Genomic DNA, 15046 nt, shown 5'->3' on the forward strand with positions numbered 1-15046 from the left:
GGCTAGTAGGTGACCGTCACGGTGCCGGTGATAATCCGGCTCGTGTTGTCCGGAAGCCGCAGGGTGATGGTCAGGATGTAAGCGAGAGTGCCAGATGGCGCCGGGTTGACGCGCTGGTACTGGAAGAAGATGGGGACAGTCACTGTCTGGCCGGCCGGAACCTCTTGGGCGAGGGTGAACGTGGCGTTGTACTCATGGGCACTCGTGTACGCCGAGGACGTCAGTGTGGCGGACGTGATGGAGTGAATGCCGACACCCGCGCTTGCGATCCCGATCGGCTTGATGTTGACCGTTCCGGTGATTGCACCAGTGAATGCACTGCCGCTGTTGATGATCTGGAAATTCGCCGGGCCCGTGCCCGGGCGGCTGGTACCTTGACCGGTGGCTGAACTGGTGAGGCTGATAGTGGAAGCAGCACTTAGGAGTGTGATTGCCGAAATCCCGGACGCTGCTGCGGCCGGCGCGGCAATGGCGGTTGCAATCACCGGCAGTGACCAGGCAACACCTGCGACTACCCTGCGGCGGCTTACACCGCTTTCGTTGGCAACGACTTCTTCCTGCAAAATCTCAGACAAATAAGCCCCCGGAGTAGTTTTGAGCATGGATCGGCCACCTACGGCCGACGCTGTGTTTTTTGGCCGGCGGACTCCGGCCTCTTCTACTCTTTCCAACGGGGATAAAGATCCCTGCAAGCGGGACTCAAGCTTCAGTCAAGATTGGGTTCCTTTTATCTCAAATCGCGCCTCACCTGCGGAAATGTGTCCCGCAGACTCAAATGCTGCCCTCGATGTCCGAGACCTGAACCGGGTTAAGGAGCACCTATGTGGGCGGGTGAGTGCCTGACTCGGCGGAGAACGTGGTTCCGCCTTCATCCGTCACCATCTGGTCGGATTCTTCCAGGCCCGTCGACGCGGAACAGTCATCGCATCGGCCAACGAATTGGTGGGGACAGGCCGCGAGGTTCATGCCGTCTCCTGTGGACAATCTGGCTCGCATGGGTTCCGCCGTTCCTGAGCCGATCCGGCCCCGCCGGGGACTCATTGCTTCAGCCGCCGCAATGGTGGTGCCGGCGACGTTCCGGAGCGTGAGCCGAAGTGGCAAACTCCCCATCCTCGCCGGCACTTCCAGTCAACAACCAGCTGAAGGGCGAATCACGAGTAGGCAATACCCGTTCCTGCAGCCCAACCGTACCTACCTAAAACCAAGGCGGCAGACCTACCTTCACTGCGGATGGGCCACTGATTGACAGCGTGCAGCCCGTGGCAAGCGGAAGTGAGTTTTCTAGACCCACGACTAGCCCGAGGGGCAAAGTAGTAAGTAGCCTTATTAGCGTTGATGTTTCGGATAAGTGAGACGAGACCTTGTTGGAGGTGGATTCATGGATGAGGAACTGCAGCGCCGGCTTGAGCTCGCCGCCACGCTCGGTATAGATCCCCGAAAACTCCTGCCCGCTACTTCCGGTCATTCCCGCTGGTCGAAGTTCGAGGTAGACACATACATCCATGGCACCCACACCCAGTCCAAAGCTGAACACGACCCTGGTGGCAGGAACGGTTACCGTCTCGCAGCAAGACCACATTACGACCACGCACACCACATACAGCTCGGACGGCCCGAGCCGTACCCAGCCAACAAGAAGAGGATCCTGGAGCATGGGCTCTCGTCGCTTGGAGCCGCTGGCAGGTTCCTTCTTACGCCCGAACAAGCCGAGACAGAACGCCTGAAATCACTGCACAGAACGGGCCTGTTAGATACCGGTCCGGAGGAAGCTTTCGACCGGATCGTCGCTGCCACCAGAAAGTTCTTTAATGTCGGGGCTGCTTCTTTGTCGCTGATAGACGCAGACACCCAGTACCTCAAGTCTGTCATCGGGCCCCTCCGCGAGGAGACTCCCAGGCAAGTCGCGCTCTGCGCGGCCACCGTGGAACACAACTCAATGCTCATCATCAACGACACGCTCACCAGTGAGCGCTTCTCTTCCAACCCACTCGTTACCGGCGAGCCCCATATCCGCTTCTACGCCGGCTATCCATTGCATGGGCCGCGGGGCTGGAACATCGGTACCCTATGCATCATCGACCAGCAACCCCGGAGCTTTCCGCCATCTGAACAGCAAGTACTTCGGATACTCGCCGCAATCGTCCAAAACCTCGTGGATGCAAGGAACTAGCTGCGGGTTGCACAGCCAGAAACTCTGAATAAGGTTCCCAACGATAGACAGGGTGGGAGGCAAACTACCCCTCCGGCCTCCCCTATTTAGCGCAGCCAGGCCCAAATCGATCTAAGCAGACGTGACGTGTTCCCGCCTGGAGGTGATGAAAGAGCCTAGCCCCGCCCTGCGCAAAAATTGATCTTCCTGCTGTGTCTCTGCCGCTCGACGCCGGTCATCCAGATGGGATGCGCTAGAAACGCGGTGTCATTCTCCTGCTATTTCGAACTCCTCGCTACTCCGGCCGCAGGCTGACGTGATTTTTCGCCGGCACCCCTCGGTCTGGCTTTCTCGTTCCCCACTCCGCTCTTATGCCGGTGCCGGTTGATCCGTGAAGGTTTCCTTACCGCTGAGTAGGACTTAACTTGATGACTTACCCCAATTGGCCGCTCAGGCAGCGGCAAAATTAGCCCGCTCCATCCGCTCCCCTGGCTGCGCTCGAAAGCGCATTCAAAGAGGGTCGTTTTCGACCGCTCCTACTCGGCCAACAGATAGCACTCTCGCGGCGGGATCGTCAGGGAGATCCGAGAGAAGTCTTAGAGGCCTTGCCTAAAGACATAGTTACGAGAATCGCCACCAGGCGGAGATTCACGCACTAGGTAACGAGCTCCCTCAGCGAGCAAGCGTTCGGCATGCGGGACAAGCAGGTCGAGCCGGGGCCCATTCTCACTGGACTGAGGTAATAACCAAAGGTACTATACCTATAGTCTACTAAGGAGCTTAGTATGAAAACCCGACCCGACGGCATCATCCCGATCACGAATCAAACACTCGCCCGCTACACGGGAGCCCTGGTAATGGGGGTTCTGATTGTCCAAGGATTTACAGCCCTCGTTGCGGACGGACAGATCACGGCCGGCACCATGCTGCTGCTGGCCGCAGTGGCGCTCTATATGGTGGTGTTCGCAATGAGGAATGCGACCGCGTTGCGCCAACGCGCGTACGCAACCTACTTCGCCCACGCTGTCGCTTTCCTGATCATCAACGGCAGTTTCTGGGTACACGCGTGGATCCTGATGGTTAGCGGACGCGGTGAGGTGCTGCAGCAGGGGTGGTCCGGTCCACTGTTTTCGATGAGCGTACTGTGGGGGGCTGGGCTTCTGGTGCATACGATCGGCGCCATGCTCAGCAGAGGTTATGAGCATGTCGAGGTCTGAACAGACAGCAGACGAACTGTCCGACTATGAGCGCAAAGTCCTCGCCGCCTGGACCGATACTCACAAAAAGAGCACCCTGATGCTCTTCATCTTGCTAGCCCTATCTGAAGAACCGCGGTGGTCCGGACAAATCCGGAGCTTCATTATCGACCTTAGCGAGGGCCACCTGGCGGTGGACGAGCAGAGCATGCACCGGGCCCTACGGCGAGTGGAAGGCCTAAACCTCATCACCCATAGCCAGGAATCTGTCGTGGGCACCGGCGCCAAGCGCAAAATCTACGAGCTCACCGCCTCCGGCGAGCGGGTTTTGTCGAGCTACCTCCACGGGCCGATGGCGTACGTGAACACCAAACTCTTCCGAGATTCAACCGCTGCCGCCCGACGAGCCCAACCACGTTAACGCAGCATTGCCAATCACAACGATGAGCGTGGTTCGGCAGATCCTCAGAACCTTCCCATCTATGGCCCGTATCCCACATCCGTCCACGCAACCTTTCGGCGTCTCACGACCCTAGAGATACAGAACGGCCCCAAGGCTGAGTCTGGGACGCGGAGCTGTGCCTCAGCCCTGTCTGATCTCCACGGGCTCATCCCCGAAATTGGGGCTCCCGCTTCTCCTGGAACGCCCGAAATCCTTCGGCATGATCGTTGGTTTGCAGAGCCGCGCCTGCTCCGTGTTTCCTCCTGCATGGCCTCCCACAGGCCCAGGCCCTGGTCCCGGATGTGCGCCACCAGCTGCTTACTGGCCCCAAACGCGCCTATGGCGGCCGGTAGCCACCCGGCCCCCCCACGCGGAACGAGACCTCTCAGCGAACCTTGCCCTTGGTCACGGTGATTGTGATGGGGCCGGTGGTCGCATCAGCGCTGACGCCGTTGGTGGCGGTAACCGTAAACGTCGCCTTGCCAGCCTTGGTCGGAGTCCCGGAAAGGACCCCCGTGCTGGAGTCCAGGCTCAGCCCTGCGGGCAGTGCACCGGAGGACACGTGGAAGGTCGGTGCCGGCTCACCCGTGGCTGCGAACGTGTAGCTGTAGGCGGTACGGGTGGTCGCTTTGGCCGGGGGTGTGCTCGCGGTGAACACCGGGGGTGCCGAGTTCACGTTGATGACCGACACCGTGTTGGAACTGGCGTTGGTGACGTAGGCTGTCGACCCGTCCGGGGTGAACGCAACACCGACCGGATACGGCCCGACCGGGATCGTGGAGGTCACCGTGCCCGACGCCACAGAAATGACCGACACCGTACCGGAACCGTAGGAGGTGACGTAGGCTGCCGACCCGTCCGGGGTGAACGCAACAGCGGACGGACCCGACCCGACCGGGATCGTGGAGGTCACCGTGCCCGACGCCACAGAAATGACCGACACCATGCCGGAACCTAAGTTGGTGACGTAGGCTGCCGACCCGTCCGGGGTGAACGCAACACCGGACGGACCCGTCCCGACCGGGATCGTGGAGGTCACCGTGCCCGACGCCACAGCGATGACCGACACAGTTCCGGCACTGTAGTTGGTGACGTAGGCTGCCGACCCATCCGGGGTGAACGCAACACCGTACGGGCCAGACCCGAACCTGAACTGGATCGTGGAGGTCACCGTGCCCGACGCCACAGCGATGACCGACACCGTGTCGGAACCGAAGTTGGCGACGTAGGCTGTCGACCCGTCCGGGGTGAAGGCAACACCGTACGAAGCCGGCCCGACCGGGATCGTGGAAGTCACCGTGCCTGACGCCACAGCGATGACCGACACCGTGCCGCCGTTTGTGACGTAGGCTTTCGACCCGTCCGGAGTGAACGCAACACCCCTCGGAGACGTCCCGACCGGGATGGTGGAGGTCACCCCGCCCTGGGCATTTGCCGGGAGATTGCCGACCAGCATGAGGGCTGCCAGGACGGCACTGATGAAGGCGGCACGCGGCCGGGCCAATGTTGTTCTGAACGCCATCAGATCCTCCTGCATTTTCCGAGCGAAGTCGGCTGGAATCGGAGTCTATAGACGAGGCAGACCCACGGTCAGCAGTAGTGAATACCTGTCTTCTGGGCCGGATTTACCTGCTTCCGGGGGTTGCGCCAGCGTCTCTGTCGTCAAAAGGGGTGCGAGCCTATACTCGTGGTACCGGAAATCACTGCATTGCAGGGACGGGTCGTTGGAAAGGTCGCGGTCAGCCGTGGTCGGTAACCCATTCAGGAACAGCCACCGTTTCCACAAAAGTGAGGCTAAAGAGGGCCCCCAGCGGACATCCTGGTTGAAGCGCGAGGACGCCGCCATCGCCGACGGCCACAGCAGCCTCTTTTTCCTGGCGCACGATACTCCGCCCCCTCCCTCAGCCACCTGCATTCAGGGTCACGACCTTTTGCCGGGGGAAAACACCTGCAGCCACGGTCACCCAGCCGGTTGACCGTACCGGGCGATGGCCGCTTGGCCTTCTAATTCCTGACCGGAAGGCTGTGCTGCGTCCTGCGGCCGCCCTTTCAGCTCTCTTGCCATGGACATCTGGCGGCGTCATGAAAACATCCCGAGTGCCCCTTCTCAGCGCGTTGGCTGCGATGGCGCTGGCTCTGGGCGCGTGTACTTATTCAGAGCCGGCTCCCGCCCCCGTTTCCCTTGGCAGCGCGCCGCCTCCCACCGGGTCAATCGATAACACCATGCGCGCTTTTGTTGACCAGGGCTCAGTTGCTGTGGTGGCGGAAGTCAGGTGGCCGGGAGAAATATGGTCCCGGGCCTACGGCGTCCGCAACCTGGAGTCAAAGGAAGCGGCGACGCCCGAGGACCAGGTGTTCGTCGCCAGTATCACCAAGTCCATGACCGCCGTCTCGGTCATGAAGCTGGTGGAGGACGGCCTGATCGGTCTGGACGATCCGGTGAATGGCATCCTGGACAGTTTCACCACTGTCCTCAAGCCGCCCGGACCTATCACCGTCCGGCAACTCCTGGGACACACATCCGGCATGCACTCCTTCCAAGAGGTCACCGAGAAAACCGCCGACGACGTCCCACGGGTCGTCACAGAAGACATCAGTACCCAACGGGCCCTGGAACTGACAGCCCAACTGCCATGGGACGCCCGGGACGTGGGCTCCTTCCGCTATTCCGATTCCAACTACATGGCGCTCGGCCAGCTCGTAGAGAAACTGCGGGGGCAGCCGTTTACCGAGGTGCTGCGGGCGGACGTCATTGATCCGCTCAAACTGGAGAGCACGTCCCTTGATCCGGCCACAGCCGCCAACCCCTCCGTCATACGGGGCTACATCACCTACGGCGGCGAACGCCTCGATATCACCGAAGCCCCGGGCATTCTGGGGTCACCTGCCTTCGGAGCGCTTTCCACCATGTCCGATATCAACGACTTCTACGCAGCCCTGTTCCGTGGAGACCTCCTATCGCCAGGCTCACTGGAGGAAATGACCAAGACCGAGGTCTTTCCGCTGCTCGGCCTCGGGCTCTGGAAGTGGAACCAGGACTGCGACGACAAGCACCGATTCGGCGGTACGGGCAGATTCTGGACCTACCGCACCGCCTCGGTCGCCAGCACAGACGGACGGTATCAAGCCACCATGACCCTGATCCCGCCCCCAATGCCCACACCCCTTGAGGATCCGGAGACGGATGACAAGCTGAACCTGTGGGATGACCAGATGGTCTCCGCCCTCCAAGAGACTTTGGACCGGCTCTGCCCGTAGGCCACGCCGACTGTGCCTGGCCCTAGCCTTTGGAGCTTTGGCGAGCGGGCGGCGGGCAGCAGCTGGTTGGACATCCAGCAGGCTCCGCTTGTTCACTCTGCCGTTCCAGCACCAGCTTCTGCTGCGCTCTTTTCCGTACCTTGCTCTTAGGCATGACGTGTTCCTTATCAGCTGTTGTGGTCATACCGTCCGGAGGCGCCGGAGGCAGAAGAATTGTTCGGGCCGGCTTACCCTTGGCGTGCCTTCATGCGCGGGTTCTTCTTATTGATGACGAAAGTACGGCCGCGGCGGCGGACAATCTGCGCACCCGGGATCTTCTTCAGTGCCCGCAGCGAATTTCTTACCTTCATGGTGTGCTCCTCAGTGATGTTTCCGTTGGTTGGTTAGTTCAGTCCGAAAGGATCAGGGAAAGAGGTGGTGCCGGACGCCATCTCCGTTTCCGTCAGCTCGCATGCCTTCAGCAGTGCTCCGATTTCGGCGGCGTCCAGGGCATCGCCGGTGACGGCCAGGACGGTTCCCCGGTCACCGAATTCGGGATGCCATTCCAGTGCGGCGCCGTGCGGTTCCGCAGCCGGCACACCGGGCAGGGAAGACCGTCCGGCCTGCCACGGGCCCGTGTTTTCCAGCCAGACACGTGGCCCAATGCCCTGAATGGAGATCCGGCAGGCCGGCGCTGACGCCACCCAGATCCGTCCGCGCAGCCAGCAGCACCCCTGGGCGAGCGCTGCCAGGGCATGCCGGAAACGTTCCGGGTGCAGGGGACGCTCAACCTTCTGCACCACCGTGGTGAACGGCGCAGAGGAGGCAACGGGGACACGGACCGAGCCTGGCACTGTCCGGGCTGCGGCGTCCGTAAGATTATGCCTCCCCAGCCGGATGTCCCCGCCGCTTTCGGTGACGGCGGCGTGCGGCGCCAGCTCCTTGATCAGCTGGACACCCCGGGCACGCGCCTGCGCATCCACCGGCACCAGGGCCGGATCGGCCAGCACCACCGAATCGTTGAACAGCAGCTCCCCCATCAGGAACTCCCCCGGGGTCCGGTCATCCTCCGGGACGGGAGTAAACCCGGACTCGAACAGCGTGTGATGGTCCCAGATCTGGTCCTCCACAGCGTCAGGGGCACAGGCCAGCACCACCGAGTCAACCATCAGGGAGTTCCCAAGACCCTTGCGGAGGGCCTGCACCGCGGTTTGTGAGGCTACCGCGGGAGGCAAACCCAAAAAGATGCGCGGACCCGACCTCAGCAGCCGGGCCACGGCTGGCACGATGTCCAGCCGCACGGTGCAGCTGAGGCAGCCATGCTCCAGGGTAGATTCCTCCCGCTCGATGCATCGGCCGTCCTGGTAGACCCGGCGGACCACAACGCCGTCCTCCAACAGGTCATGAAGGATGACAAGGGCACCGGGCGATCCGGCCGCCAGCGCGGCGCACGCCTGTTGGCGGCTAAGGATGTCAAGGGAGCTCACAACAGTCACAGGCATGGCCCAGATCCTACATGAGAAAGATTCTCATTATCAACTAGCACGCTGACGCGTCCCCTGTTCCTCGAAAGCCCATAAGCGTATATTTGGCCCACGTCATCCGTGACACCATCGCCCTCAGCGGGCAACCGCACCCCAACAGCCACAATGAATGACTGGCATTGAAGGAGCCATCATGACCGAGGAAGTCAAGGCAGAACACACCCTCACTGAGCACACGCACGGAGAAAGTGGCTGCACCCATGCAACCGTCCAGCACGGGAACCACGTGGACTACCTGCACGACGGCCACCGCCACGCCGCCCACGAGGACCACTACGACGAACACGACGATCCGGCAGAACATACGGCCGGCGAGCACCGGCACGGAAGCGGGGACTGCCACCATGAAACGGCTCCCCATGGCGACCACGTGGACTACCTCCACGACGGCCACCGCCATGCCGAACACGGGGACCACTACGACGAACACTGACCACCGGACGGGGCGCCAGGACCGGACCCCACCTATCGGCGTCAATTGACACTGATTCTCATTTACTTGAGAATCAGTGTCATGAAACCCCGTACCCGGCTTGTTCTCGCTATGCCCCTTTTGTCCGCCCTTTCACTGACGGCCTGTGCTCCCGGCTCCGGGGAGGCTTCCCCTTCGGGCACGTCCGGCGCAGACGCTGCGCCCTTGAAGGTCATGGCGTCCTTCTACCCCCTCCAGTACGTGGTGGAGCAGGTGGGAGGAGACAAGGTGGAGGTTGAATCACTCACCCCTCCGGGGACCGAGCCCCACGACCTCGAACTCTCCCCGGCAGCCGTGGCTTCCCTGGAAAACGCCGGCGCCGTGGTGTACCTGTCCGGCTTCCAGCCCGCCGTCGATGAAGCCATCAAGCAGGCGTCCCCCGCCCGGGCCCTGGACGTCTCGGAGGAAGCAACCCTCCCCGCCGGACACTCCGAACATGACCACGGCACGGAAACCCACACCGAAGCCGCGGCGGAACACGGGCACGCGGAGGAAACGGAAGCCGGCCACTCCGAGGAAGCCCACTCAAAAGAAGGCCACGCCGAGGAAGCGCACTCGGAGGAAGGCCAGGACCTGCACTTCTGGCTCGACCCCGAACGCCTGGCCCACACGGCCCACGCTGTGGCCGAGGAACTGGCCGAAGCCGACCCGGCCAACGCCGCCGTCTATGAGGCCAACGCCGAAACCCTGTCCGGGAAACTGACTGCACTGGATGAGGACTTCAGCCAGGGCCTGAAGACCTGCAAGACCCGCACCATCGTCGTCTCCCACGAGGCCTATGGCTACCTCGCGGACAAGTATGACCTGACCCAGGCCGGCATTTCGGGCCTGGCACCGGATACCGAACCGTCACCGGCACGGCTGGCCGAAATCGGCCAGGTGGTCAAGGATGAAGGGGTGAGCACCATCTTCACCGAGACCCTGGTCAACCCCAAGGTCGCGGAAACACTCGCCGCCGACCTGAACGTCAAGACTGCGGTCCTGGACCCGCTCGAAGGGCTGACAGACAACAGTTCAGACTACGAAAAAGTGATGCGCAGCAACCTCGAAGCCCTGCGCACCGCCCTGGAGTGCGCCTAGACCGTGGCCGCCCACCAGCCTCCCATCCGGACACGGCAACTGCAGGTGTCCGTGGAAAGCGGGACCATCCTGCACGGCATCGACCTCACCGTCCCTGAAGGTGAGGCCGTTGCGCTGCTCGGAGCCAACGGCTCCGGTAAATCGACCCTGGTCAAGGCGCTGGTGGGCATCGTCCCGGTAACCTCAGGAACCGCCGAGATTTACGGCGCGGACGTCACCGCAGCCCGCCGCTCAGTTCCCTGGTCCCGCGTGGGCTACGTCCCGCAGCGGCTGGGGCCAAGCTCCGGGGTGCCCGCCACCGCCGTCGAAGTGGTGGCCTCCGGACTGCTGGACAACCGGCGGCTGCGGACCGGCCGCGCTGCCCGCCGGAAAGCACTTGAGGCGCTGGAGCAGGTGGGACTGCTCGACCGCGCCCATGAAAGCGTCCAGGTGTTCTCCGGCGGCCAGCAGCAGCGCGTGCTGATCGCCCGCGCCCTGGTGCGGAACCCGGATCTCATCATCCTCGATGAGCCCCTGGCGGGAATCGACCGGGCCTCCAAGGAGGCCCTCGCCCGCACCCTGGAGCGGATGCGTGGACGGGGCACCACCATCCTGGTGGTGCTGCACGAACTGGGCGAACTGGCCGGCATGGTGGAGCGGGCCGTGGTGCTGCGCCGCGGACGGGTCATATTCGACGGCCCGCCGCCCGCAGCCGCGCCCGGCCACGACCACCCGGACCATGACCACGTCCACGCGCACGCCGATCCTCCCCTGCCCGGACATACCGTCCCTGACCTGCGATCGGAGTGGTGATGGCTTTCTTCGACGCCATGGCAACCATGCTCGCCAGCCCGCTGATGCAGCGCGGCCTCATGGTCGCTGTGCTTGTTGGCATCTCGGCGCCCGTCATGGGCACCTACCTGGTCCAGCGGCGCCTTGCCCTGCTGGGGGACGGGATCGGGCACGTCGCCCTGACAGGCGTGGCCATGGGCTGGCTCGCCGGAAGCGCGGCAGGGCTCACCCCCCACGACCTGCTCGCTGTGCCTGGGGCCGTCGTCGCCGCCATCATCGGGGCGGTGCTGATCGAAGTGGTGCGGGAAAAGGGCAAGACCAGCGGTGACGTGGCCCTTGCCCTGCTCTTCTACGGGGGCATCGCCGGCGGAGTGCTCCTCATCGGGATGGCCGGCGGCACCGCGGCCAACCTCACCGGCTATCTGTTCGGATCCATCTCCACCGTCACGGCGCTGGACGTCTGGCTCGCCGCCGGCCTGGCCGTGCTCATCCTGGGCATCGGCCTGGGATTGCGGCCAGCCCTCTTCGCCCTGAGCCATGACGAGGAATTCGCCCGCGCCACCGGCCTTCCCGTGCGGGCACTGAACATCCTCATCGCAGTGCTGGCAGCCCTGACGGTTTCCGTGTCGATGCGGGTGGTAGGGGTCCTGCTCGTCTCGGCGCTGATGATCGTACCGGTCGCCATCGCCCAACTGACCGCCAAATCCTTCCGTGCCACGATGGGCACCGCCATGATCATTGGTGCCGCGGTCTGCGTTACGGGGCTGTCCATCACGTACTTCCACCGGCTGTCCCCCGGGGCCACCATCGTGGTCCTCGCTATCGGCGTCTACGCTGTTGTGGCCCTGGTGCGACCCCTCCTTCCGCGGCCGAAGCAGGCCTCCGGCCCGCACCTGGATGCCGACGACGATCTGCGGCTTCACGAGGACGCCTAGGGTGGAGCGCCGGACCCGGCAGCGCTGCGCGCTTGATGAGCTGCTGAAGCGCACGCCGGAGTTCCGCAGCGCGCAGCAGCTGCACGCAAAACTGCGCGAGGACGGGGAATCGGTGGCCCTGGCCACGGTGTACCGGCTTCTGCAGTCCATGGCCCGGGAAGGCGAAGTGGATGTGCTGCGCAGCGAAGACAACGAAACCCGGTACCGCCGCTGCCAGCGCCAGGAACACCACCACCACCTGGTGTGCCGCCAGTGCGGATACACCGTGGAAGTCACCGAGACCGCCGTCCAGCGCTGGGCAGATCGGACCGCCCGCCAGCATGGCTTCACCGTCGTCTCACACGCCGTTGAACTCCTCGGCGTCTGCGCCGGCTGTGAGGACAGGGGCGAGGCCTAAGCTCCTACTGCCCGTTCCCGGCGCCACCCGCCACTACTCACTTAGTAATGATAATCATTTGCAAGTAAGATGGCGCGTTGGAACTTGAACATTTGGCGATATAAGAGGAGCGGACCATGCTTGGGCGCACGATGAGAATGGCCGGGGCCTCAGCGGCCGCGGTAATGATGCTGGCCGGCTGCGCGGGGGAAGGCGCGACCAAAGGCGAGGCTCCGCAGCAGCCGTTGAAGGTGGTGGGGCAGTTCGAGCTGCACAGCCTGGACCCCTCAACCAGCGGTGGGTTCTTCACCCGCCTGCAGGTTGCCGAAACCCTGGTGGACGCCGACAACCAGGGGGCACTGCGGCCGGGGCTCGCCACCGGTTGGGAGGCTTCCCCGGACAACCTCTCCTGGCGTTTCACCCTCCGCGAGGGTGCCAGCTTCCACGACGGGACCCCCGTCACGGCAGAGGCCGCCGCCGCTGCACTGGAAACCGCCCGGGCCAAAGCCGGCAGCCCCTTCTCCGCTGTCCCGGTGAAGGCCGTCACGGCCGAGGACGGCGCGGTGCGCGTGGACCTGGGGCAGCCCTACGCCCCGCTGCCCGCCGTGCTGGCCCACACCAGCACACAGATTCTCGCCCCCAGCTCGTATGCGGCCGACCGGACGGTCACCGACGTGGTGGGCTCCGGCCCCTACAAGGTGACCCGCCTGGAGCAGCCGGGCACCATTGAGCTGGCTGTCTCCGAGCAATGGAAGGACGAAAAGCCGGCCATCACCGAAGTCCACTACCAGGCAGTAGGCAGGTCCGAAAGCCGTGCACTGATGGCCGAAAGCGGCCAGGCCGATGTGACCTTCGGGATGGACCCCACCAGCCTGCAGCGGATCAGGCAGGCCGGCAAGCAGGACATCGAACAGGTCACCCTCCCACGGAGCATCCTGCTGAAGGTCAACGCGGGCCACGAAATCCTGGGGGACGTCCGGGTCCGCCAGGCCCTGAGCCTGGCCCTGGACCGCGAAGCGATGGCAACAGCTTTGCTCCGGGACCCTGAGATGGCCGCCACCCAGCTGTTCCCGCCGTCGCTGCCGGAATGGCACCAGGACAACGCCGCGCCGCTGACCCACAACATGGAAGAAGCCCGCAAACTGCTCACCGAGGCAGGCTGGGCACCCGGAAGTGACGGCACCCTGGAGCGCGATGGCCGGAAATTCTCGATCAGCCTGCGCACCTTCCCCGACCGGCCCGAGCTGCCTCTGCTGGCCACCGCCATCCAGGCGAAGCTCAAAGACCTGGGCATTGCCCTTGACGTGAAGATCGGCAACTCCAGCGAGATCCCCGCAGGCCACCAGGACGGTTCCCTGGAACTGGCACTGTTTTCCCGGAACTACGCACTCGTGCCCGACGCACTGGTGACCCTCGCGGACGACTTCGCCCCGGACGGCGCGGACTACGGCGCCATGGGCTGGAACAATGCAGAGCTGACCTCGACACTGGCCACCATGGCCACCGGCACCGGCAGCCCGGAGGAGAACCGACGGACGGTGACCGAAATCCTGCACGCCGAACTGCCCGTGATCCCCGTCGCCTGGTACCGCCAGAGCGCCGTGGTGAGCAAGAGGGTTGACGGCCTGGTGCTTGACCCGCTGGAACGCTCCTGGCGGCTCACGGACCTCAGCTGGGCCAAGTAAAAGGGGAAAGAACTTCCGTGCACACACCCGCAGCGAGGCTGCAGGTCCTTTCCGGACCTGCAGCCCGCATCCTTCGCCAACGCACCGTCCAGGCGGCCGCCGTCGTCCTGCTGGTCTCCACAGCGTGCTTCGCCATTGTGCAGAACCTGCCCGGCGACATCGCCTTCCGCATCGCCGCCGGCCGCTACGGCTACGACCAGGTCACCGCGGCCTCAGCGGACAGCGTCCGCGCTGAACTGGGACTGGACCGCCCCGTCTGGCAGCAGCTTTTGGACTGGATCGCCGACCTGCTGACCTTCAACCTCGGAACCTCCCTGGTGACAGGGGCCGACGTCGCCGGGGAACTGGCCTTCTACCTGTCCAGCAGCACCCAGCTCGCCGTGGCAGCGCTGGCCATCGCCTTTGCCACCGGCGCCACCGCCGGAGCCCTGGCCGCCGCCAAACCCGGCGGCGCAATGGACCGGATCACCAACCTCTGGGTCTCCGGAGCACGTGCGCTTCCGCCGTTCCTCCTCGGCCTGGTCCTGATCCTGGTTTTCTCCGTCCACCTTGGGGTGCTGCCGGCCGCAGGCCACGGTGAAGCAGGCAACATCGTGCTGCCGGCAGCCACCCTTGCCGTGGGCCTCTCCGGGCTCTTCGCCCGCGTCACCCGCGACACCGTGGTGCAGGTCAGGGAATCCGGGTACGTCCACTTCGCCCAGACCAAAGGCCTCAGCGCCCGCCTGGTGTTCTTCCGGCACGTGCTGCGGAACACTGGGGTGACCCTGATCGCCTATGTTGGGGTGCAGGTGCTGCTCCTGATCGAAGGCGTGGTCATCGTCGAAAGCCTCTTCGCCTGGCCGGGCCTGGGGCACGCCCTCGTGCACGCGATTTTCTGGCGTGACATCCCCATGATCCAGGCCACGGCCGTGGCACTGGCCCTCCTCGTCGTCGCCCTTAACACGGCCGTTGACCTGGGCTCGGCCGCCATCGACCCCCGTCCCCGCCGCCGGGAGGTGGTCCTGTAATGGTTGCCTCCCTCCTCAGCAAGCGGTCCGCGGGCGACAAGACGCCACTGCCGGGCAGCTCAGCCGCCTCCGCTCCGGTCCGCGGCCGAACCCGCTGGTTTGCCACAGCCTCCGGGGCCCAGCGGGCAGCGGCTGTGCTGCTGGCCGCGCTG

The 15046-nt window shown here is 64.1% G+C and carries 15 protein-coding genes and 1 pseudogene; 11 read left to right on the forward strand and 5 right to left on the reverse strand.

Annotated elements, in window-relative coordinates; all coding sequences use genetic code 11:
• Positions 1–2 precede the first annotated feature (2 nt).
• A complete protein-coding gene (locus AC5RTT_RS04480; RefSeq protein ID WP_494144182.1) occupies positions 3–575 on the reverse strand; it encodes a hypothetical protein in 573 nt (190 codons plus the stop codon).
• 803 nt (positions 576–1378) lie between these two features.
• On the opposite strand from AC5RTT_RS04480, the gene AC5RTT_RS04485 reads away from it, so the two are divergent.
• From AC5RTT_RS04485 to AC5RTT_RS04495, 3 genes are all read left to right on the forward strand, one after another.
• Entirely contained in the window at positions 1379–2170 is a 792-nt protein-coding gene (locus AC5RTT_RS04485; protein WP_494144183.1) for a GAF domain-containing protein, read from the forward strand.
• Between the two features lie 764 nt (positions 2171–2934).
• Positions 2935–3366 (forward strand): hypothetical protein, encoded by a 432-nt coding sequence (locus AC5RTT_RS04490; RefSeq protein WP_494144184.1) that lies wholly within the window; start codon positions 2935–2937, stop codon positions 3364–3366.
• A complete protein-coding gene (locus tag AC5RTT_RS04495) occupies positions 3353–3766 on the forward strand; it encodes a PadR family transcriptional regulator (protein WP_494144185.1) in 414 nt (137 codons plus the stop codon). The genes AC5RTT_RS04490 and AC5RTT_RS04495 overlap by 14 nt, the downstream gene beginning before the upstream one ends.
• 187 nt (positions 3767–3953) lie before the next feature.
• On the opposite strand, the pseudogene AC5RTT_RS04500 reads toward AC5RTT_RS04495, so the two are convergent.
• Together AC5RTT_RS04500 and AC5RTT_RS04505 are read right to left on the reverse strand one after the other, a co-directional pair.
• A pseudogene (locus AC5RTT_RS04500) lies at positions 3954–4131 on the reverse strand (enoyl-CoA hydratase/isomerase family protein); the annotation flags it as partial.
• Between the two features lie 41 nt (positions 4132–4172).
• Positions 4173–5309, reverse strand: a complete 1137-nt coding sequence (locus tag AC5RTT_RS04505) for a beta-propeller fold lactonase family protein (protein WP_494144186.1) — start codon at positions 5307–5309, stop codon at positions 4173–4175.
• Positions 5310–6010: 701 nt separating this feature from the next.
• Between AC5RTT_RS04505 and AC5RTT_RS04510 the strand changes: the two genes are divergently transcribed.
• The gene (locus AC5RTT_RS04510; protein ID WP_494144187.1) at positions 6011–7045 is read left to right on the forward strand and encodes a serine hydrolase domain-containing protein; all 1035 of its coding nucleotides are present in this window, start codon (positions 6011–6013) and stop codon (positions 7043–7045) included.
• Between the two features lie 227 nt (positions 7046–7272).
• Here the strand turns inward: AC5RTT_RS04510 and ykgO are convergent, their stop codons facing one another.
• Positions 7273–7395 (reverse strand): type B 50S ribosomal protein L36, encoded by a 123-nt coding sequence (gene ykgO, locus AC5RTT_RS04515; RefSeq protein WP_011693081.1) that lies wholly within the window; start codon positions 7393–7395, stop codon positions 7273–7275.
• A 33-nt stretch (positions 7396–7428) separates the two neighbouring features.
• On the reverse strand, positions 7429–8526 hold the full coding sequence (locus AC5RTT_RS04520; RefSeq protein WP_494144188.1) for a GTP-binding protein: 1098 nt from the start codon (positions 8524–8526) through the stop codon (positions 7429–7431).
• Between the two features lie 151 nt (positions 8527–8677).
• Here AC5RTT_RS04520 and AC5RTT_RS04525 point away from each other — a divergent pair, with 151 nt between their 5' ends.
• From AC5RTT_RS04525 to AC5RTT_RS04555, 7 genes are all read left to right on the forward strand, one after another.
• The gene (locus AC5RTT_RS04525) at positions 8678–9001 is read left to right on the forward strand and encodes a hypothetical protein (protein ID WP_494144189.1); all 324 of its coding nucleotides are present in this window, start codon (positions 8678–8680) and stop codon (positions 8999–9001) included.
• Positions 9002–9082: 81 nt separating this feature from the next.
• Positions 9083–10120: a metal ABC transporter substrate-binding protein gene (locus AC5RTT_RS04530; RefSeq protein ID WP_494144190.1), complete on the forward strand. Its 1038-nt coding sequence runs from the start codon at positions 9083–9085 to the stop codon at positions 10118–10120.
• A gap of 3 nt (positions 10121–10123) precedes the next feature.
• Positions 10124–10912 carry a metal ABC transporter ATP-binding protein gene (locus AC5RTT_RS04535; RefSeq protein WP_494144191.1) on the forward strand — a complete coding sequence of 263 codons (789 nt, stop codon included), beginning with the start codon at positions 10124–10126 and terminating at the stop codon, positions 10910–10912.
• A complete protein-coding gene (locus AC5RTT_RS04540; protein ID WP_494144192.1) occupies positions 10912–11826 on the forward strand; it encodes a metal ABC transporter permease in 915 nt (304 codons plus the stop codon). Before AC5RTT_RS04535 ends, AC5RTT_RS04540 begins: the two co-directional genes overlap by 1 nt.
• 1 nt (position 11827) lies before the next feature.
• A complete protein-coding gene (locus AC5RTT_RS04545) occupies positions 11828–12223 on the forward strand; it encodes a Fur family transcriptional regulator (RefSeq protein ID WP_494144193.1) in 396 nt (131 codons plus the stop codon).
• Positions 12224–12339: 116 nt separating this feature from the next.
• Positions 12340–13887: an ABC transporter substrate-binding protein gene (locus AC5RTT_RS04550; RefSeq protein ID WP_494144194.1), complete on the forward strand. Its 1548-nt coding sequence runs from the start codon at positions 12340–12342 to the stop codon at positions 13885–13887.
• Between the two features lie 17 nt (positions 13888–13904).
• Entirely contained in the window at positions 13905–14894 is a 990-nt protein-coding gene (locus tag AC5RTT_RS04555; protein ID WP_494144195.1) for an ABC transporter permease, read from the forward strand.
• Positions 14895–15046: the final 152 nt, after the last annotated feature.

It is taken from the genome of Arthrobacter sp. Y3221157 (assembly GCF_059089865.1).

What these genes read in the sequence shown, in the direction of transcription:
- AC5RTT_RS04485 (WP_494144183.1), top strand. Translation starts at nt 1,379, where the DNA reads ATGGATGAGGAACTGCAGCGCCGGCTTGAGCTCGCCGCCACGCTCGGT.
- AC5RTT_RS04490 (WP_494144184.1), top strand. Translation starts at nt 2,935, where the DNA reads ATGAAAACCCGACCCGACGGCATCATCCCGATCACGAATCAAACACTC.
- AC5RTT_RS04495 (WP_494144185.1), top strand. Translation starts at nt 3,353, where the DNA reads ATGTCGAGGTCTGAACAGACAGCAGACGAACTGTCCGACTATGAGCGC.
- AC5RTT_RS04505 (WP_494144186.1), bottom strand. Translation starts at nt 5,309, where the DNA reads ATGGCGTTCAGAACAACATTGGCCCGGCCGCGTGCCGCCTTCATCAGT.
- AC5RTT_RS04510 (WP_494144187.1), top strand. Translation starts at nt 6,011, where the DNA reads ATGCGCGCTTTTGTTGACCAGGGCTCAGTTGCTGTGGTGGCGGAAGTC.
- ykgO (WP_011693081.1), bottom strand. Translation starts at nt 7,395, where the DNA reads ATGAAGGTAAGAAATTCGCTGCGGGCACTGAAGAAGATCCCGGGTGCG.
- AC5RTT_RS04520 (WP_494144188.1), bottom strand. Translation starts at nt 8,526, where the DNA reads ATGCCTGTGACTGTTGTGAGCTCCCTTGACATCCTTAGCCGCCAACAG.
- AC5RTT_RS04525 (WP_494144189.1), top strand. Translation starts at nt 8,678, where the DNA reads ATGACTGGCATTGAAGGAGCCATCATGACCGAGGAAGTCAAGGCAGAA.
- AC5RTT_RS04530 (WP_494144190.1), top strand. Translation starts at nt 9,083, where the DNA reads ATGAAACCCCGTACCCGGCTTGTTCTCGCTATGCCCCTTTTGTCCGCC.
- AC5RTT_RS04540 (WP_494144192.1), top strand. Translation starts at nt 10,912, where the DNA reads ATGGCTTTCTTCGACGCCATGGCAACCATGCTCGCCAGCCCGCTGATG.
- AC5RTT_RS04550 (WP_494144194.1), top strand. Translation starts at nt 12,340, where the DNA reads ATGCTTGGGCGCACGATGAGAATGGCCGGGGCCTCAGCGGCCGCGGTA.